Source organism: Pseudomonas sp. RW10S2 (assembly GCF_014268985.1).
Lineage (GTDB): Bacteria > Pseudomonadota > Gammaproteobacteria > Pseudomonadales > Pseudomonadaceae > Aquipseudomonas > Aquipseudomonas wayambapalatensis.
On sequence record NZ_JABWRO010000198.1, the window covers coordinates 1 to 4,765 of the forward strand.

Below are 4,765 nucleotides of genomic sequence, written 5' to 3' on the forward strand. Positions count from 1 at the left end.
GGGGGGGCCGCCGTTCTTGAAACTGCGGAAGTTGGCGTCGTTCATCAGGCGGATGTTGCAGCGCTGAGAGCACTCGATAACGACGATGTCATCCTCGTTGAGGTGCTCGCGCTGGTGGACGAATTTCATGTGGGGCTCCGCGAGGTTGGAATTCTGCAAACGCCCAAGATACCACGATGTCAGGGTACACTGGCGGGCTGGACGGCCGGGCCAGGGAGAAATCTGCCAAAGCAGGGAGCAAAACCGCCCGGACGTTGTCGAACGATTTCTTTGATTGGCAGAGGTGCAACGGATGAAGTGGGTGATGGCGGCGGTGACGCTGGTACTGGGTGGTTGCGTCAGCGTCTCGGAACTGGAGCAGTCGCGAGAGACGCTGGACGTAATCTCCGGCAAGACGCCGCGTGCGTATGCCGATTGCGTCAAGCAGAAGCTGGGCGACAGCCGTGATCCGCTGGTGGAAGAGTCACGTGGTGAAGGTCTGCGTCTGATCGTTCCGCAGAAGCTCAGTGCCGGTGTCGGCCCGGCAGCCCTCGTCGATATCGACAAGCGTGGCAGCGGTAGCGCCATCAAGCTGCATGAACGGTTGAACAACTTCCCTCTGCGCCTGGGTGATGTGCGCAGCGCAGCCACCCAGTGCATCTCCGGTTCTTGATCCAGCGCAAGCAATACCTCGTTAGGCGGGCAATCAAGGCCTTGTGACTTGTAGGGACATTGTTCCGGTTTACCTATCCGGACTAGTATCCATTTCCTTATGTCTTTTAAGACTAAGCTTATAACAAGGAAATGGAGTGTCCCTGATGAACCCGATGAGTCGCGTCTTGATCGGCAGCCTGCTGATCCTGGCCTGGCCCGCGGCGCATGCCGTCGATGGCCAGAAAATCTTCACCCAGGGCGGGCAGAATCCTGCCGCAATGGCCTGCCTTGGTTGCCACGGCCCGGACGGCAAGGGTATCGCCGCCGCCGGTTTTCCCCGCCTGTCCGGCTTGTCTGCCGGGTACCTGAGCAAGCAACTCGATGACTTTCGTTCGGGCAGCCGCAAGCAGCCGGTCATGGAGCCGCTGGCCAAGGCGCTGAGCGACGAGGAAATTCGTGCGGTCAGCGCTTGGCTGTCCACTCAGCCTTCCGACCCGGTTACGGGGGCGCGCCGTCAGCAAATAGCCAGCAATCCCACCGAGCGCCTGGCCTTGTATGGCGACTGGAATCGGGAGATTCCTGGTTGTGTGCAGTGCCATGGCCCAGGTGGTGCGGGAGTTGGCGAGCACTTTCCACCGCTGGCCGGACAGCCGGCGGCTTATCTGGTTGCACAGCTCAATGCCTGGCGCGACGGCAGCAGGCGCAATGACCCCAACCAACTGATGGTCGGTGTGGCCAAGGCCATGACCGATGCCGAGGTGACGGCAATCGCCGACTACTTCGCCCACGCCGCCCACCAGGAGGTCGCGCCATGAAAGCCCTGATCGCAGCATTGTGGCTCAGCGCAGGCGTCACCCAGGCGGCGGAGATCGCCATGTCAGACCAGTCGCAGCTCAAGGTGCCCGGCAGCCAGGCCACGCCGGTATTCGTGCCGCCCGCAGAAAGCGAGTTGCCGGACAACGCGTTCGGCCAGATGGTCCGCCAGGGGCATGCGTTGTTCGTCGATACCCGCCGCTTGATGCCTGAGGCTGTCGGCAATGGCATGAACTGCAGCAACTGCCACCTCGACCAGGGTCGCATGGCTCACTCCGCGCCGCTGTGGGGCGCTTATCCGATGTATCCCGCCTATCGCAAGAAAAACGACAAGGTCAACACTTACGCCGAACGTATCCAGGGCTGTTTCCAGTTCAGCATGAACGGCAAGCCGCCGGCCGCCGACAGCCCGCAGATGACCGCGCTCAGCGTCTATAGCTACTGGCTGGCGACCGGCACCCGCACGGGAGTGGAAACGCCCGGTCGTGGTTATCCGGAGGTGCCGCAACCCAAGGACGGCTATGACTTCAAGCGCGGCGAACAGGTGTACAGCGAGCAATGTGCGATCTGCCACGGTGGCAAGGGCGAGGGGCAGAAGGTCGCGGGTGAATACGTCATGCCGCCGTTGTGGGGACGTGATGCCTACAACTGGGGGGCCGGGATGCACCGGATCAACACCGCCGCGTCCTTCATCAAGCACAACATGCCGCTGGGCAAGCCGGGCAGCCTGAGTGACCAGCAGGCGTGGGACGTCGCGGCATGGATCAATCGCCATGAGCGCCCGCAGGATCCGCGTCTGGTGGAGGGCTCCATCGAGAAGACCCGGGTGAAGTTTCATGCCAACGACGGCGTCAACCTGTATGGGCAAAAGGTCGAGGGTGTATTGATCGGGCAGGGCACGGGCGGCTGAACACCGCGCACCTGTCATATTCTCGCCGTGCCGCTGTCACTGCCCTGCAATCGCCTGCAGGTTGCAATGTCGCATCTTCCTGAAGGAGTGCGGCCATGGAACTCTGTGTGATCGGGGCGGGGTATGTGGGGCTGGTCACGGCGGCCTGTTTTGCGCAAATGGGCAATCGCGTGGTCTGTCTGGAGCATGATCGCGCGCGCCTGGCCCAGTTGCGTCAGGGGCAGTGCCCGATCTACGAGCCCGGGCTTGCTACGCTCGTGCAGGAGGGCCTGCACAGTGGCCTGTTGAGTTTCACCGAGCACTGGGATCATGCGGTGGCGCGGGTCGATGTGGTGTTCATCGCCGTGGGCACGCCCAGCCATGAAGACGGCTCGGCGGACCTGCAGCACGTGCTGGCGGTGGCCGACAGCCTTGGGCGGCACATGATGCGCCCATGCCTGGTGGTGAACAAGTCGACCGTGCCGGTGGGAACGGCCGAGCGGGTCGCGCGCCAGGTCAACAGTGGCCTGCGCGAGCGAGGGGCCAGTTTCACGGTGTCGGTGGCGAGCAATCCGGAGTTTCTCAAGGAGGGCAGCGCCGTCGAGGACTTCATGCGTCCCCAGCGCATCATCATCGGCACCGACAGTGATGCCGCCACTCAATGCCTGCAGCGCCTGTACGCGCCCTTTGTGCGTAATCGGGAGCGCGTGCTGGTCATGAGCCCGCGTGCCGCCGAATTCAGCAAGTATGCTGCCAACGCCTTCCTGGCCACCAAGATTTCCTTCGTCAACGAACTGGCGGGCCTGTGTGCCGAGCTGGACGTGGATATCGAGCAGGTACGTCGCGGGATCGGCAGCGACCGGCGCATCGGCAGCGATTTCATCTACGCGGGCTGCGGCTATGGCGGTTCATGCTTTCCAAAGGATGTGCGTGCGCTGATCCATACGGCCGAGCAGCACGGCTACCAGCCGGCGATCCTGCGTGCGGTCCAGGCGCGCAACGCGCAGCAGAAGACCTTGTTGTTCCAGGCGCTGCAGCAGTACTTCGGCAGCAGCTTGCGCGGGCGCAATGTGGCGTTGTGGGGCTTGGCGTTCAAGCCTGGCACCGATGACCTGCGCGAAGCACCCAGCCTGGTGCTGCTCGACGCCCTGCTGGCAGCCGGGGCACGGGTCCGGGCCTGTGACCCGGCCGCGCTGGCAGGGGCGGCGGCGGCTTATCCGCAGGCGCTGGCCAGTGGTCAATTGCAGTTGGGCGATGATCCCTATGCTTGCGTGGAGAGCGCGGATGCACTGGTTCTGGTGACCGAATGGAAGCAGTTCCGCCAGCCAGATTTTCGTCGGATCAGGGGCCTGATGCGTATGCCGGTACTGTTCGACGGGCGTAATATTTACGATCCGTCGGAACTATCTACACTGGGTTATCTCTATCATGGCATCGGTCGGCCGCAGGTGGGGCATTGTAAGGTGACTGCCGCCTGATTAGACTGCGCCGAATACCACAGGCCCAGCCCTTGTTTAAGGATGTATATGATCAAAAAATGCTTGTTCCCGGCAGCCGGTTACGGCACCCGCTTCCTGCCCGCTACCAAAGCCATGCCCAAGGAAATGCTGCCGGTGGTGAACAAGCCACTGATCCAGTATGGCGTTGAAGAGGCCTTGGACGCCGGTCTGAACGAGATCTCCATCGTCACCGGGCGCGGCAAGCGCGCGCTGGAAGACCATTTCGACATCAGCTATGAGCTGGAAAATCAGATCAAGGGCACCGACAAGGAAAAATACCTGGTCGGTATCCGTCGTCTGCTCGACGAGTGCTCGTTCTCCTACACCCGCCAGACCGAAATGAAGGGCCTGGGCCACGCCATCCTCACCGGTCGTCCTCTGATCGGCGATGAGCCGTTCGCCGTGGTCCTGGCGGACGACCTGTGCGTCAACCCTGAAGGTGACGGTGTACTGACGCAGATGGTCAAGCTGTACAACCAGTTCCGCTGCTCGATCGTCGCCATCCAGGAAGTCGATCCGCAGGAAACCAACAAGTACGGCGTGATTGCTGGCGACATGATCCGCGACGACATCTTCCGCGTGACCAACATGGTCGAGAAGCCCAAGCCTGAAGATGCGCCATCGAACCTGGCGATCATTGGCCGCTACATCCTGACCCCGGATATCTTCGATATCATCGCCAACACCGAGCCGGGCAAGGGTGGGGAGATCCAGATCACCGACGCGCTGATGCAGCAGGCACAGAACGGCTGTGTCATCGCGTACAAGTTCAAGGGCAAGCGTTTCGACTGCGGCGGCGCCGAAGGCTATATCGACGCCACCAACTTCTGCTTCGAGAACTACTACAAGACTGGCAAGGCCTACTGAGTCCGAGCCTGCGCTGCAGCGCCATTTTCTTGTTGTATGGCGCTTGCAGCGCGTCACGAAAAGA

General features: G+C 61.9%; 6 protein-coding genes. 5 read left to right on the top strand and 1 reads right to left on the bottom strand.

Annotation, left to right across the window (positions count from 1 at the left end; all coding sequences use genetic code 11):
* Positions 1 to 129, bottom strand: a 129-nt coding sequence (locus HU729_RS24865) for a DUF1883 domain-containing protein (RefSeq protein WP_186711860.1), incomplete at its 3' end; no start/stop codon positions are given.
* Between the two features lie 163 nt (positions 130 to 292).
* Between HU729_RS24865 and HU729_RS24870 the strand changes: the two genes are divergently transcribed.
* The 5 genes from HU729_RS24870 (at position 293) to galU (ending at position 4,701) form a co-directional block, all read left to right on the top strand.
* Complete coding sequence (locus HU729_RS24870) at positions 293 to 652, top strand: hypothetical protein (RefSeq protein ID WP_186669040.1); 360 nt, start codon at positions 293 to 295, stop codon at positions 650 to 652.
* A gap of 145 nt (positions 653 to 797) precedes the next feature.
* Positions 798 to 1,448 (top strand): c-type cytochrome, encoded by a 651-nt coding sequence (locus HU729_RS24875; RefSeq protein ID WP_186711861.1) that lies wholly within the window; start codon positions 798 to 800, stop codon positions 1,446 to 1,448.
* Complete coding sequence (locus HU729_RS24880) at positions 1,445 to 2,356, top strand: c-type cytochrome (protein ID WP_186711862.1); 912 nt, start codon at positions 1,445 to 1,447, stop codon at positions 2,354 to 2,356. The genes HU729_RS24875 and HU729_RS24880 overlap by 4 nt, the downstream gene beginning before the upstream one ends.
* A 95-nt stretch (positions 2,357 to 2,451) precedes the next feature.
* The gene (locus tag HU729_RS24885) at positions 2,452 to 3,813 is read left to right on the top strand and encodes a UDP-glucose/GDP-mannose dehydrogenase family protein (protein ID WP_186711863.1); all 1,362 of its coding nucleotides are present in this window, start codon (positions 2,452 to 2,454) and stop codon (positions 3,811 to 3,813) included.
* A 48-nt stretch (positions 3,814 to 3,861) separates the two neighbouring features.
* A complete protein-coding gene (galU, locus tag HU729_RS24890) occupies positions 3,862 to 4,701 on the top strand; it encodes a UTP--glucose-1-phosphate uridylyltransferase GalU (RefSeq protein WP_013973181.1) in 840 nt (279 codons plus the stop codon).
* Positions 4,702 to 4,765: the final 64 nt, after the last annotated feature.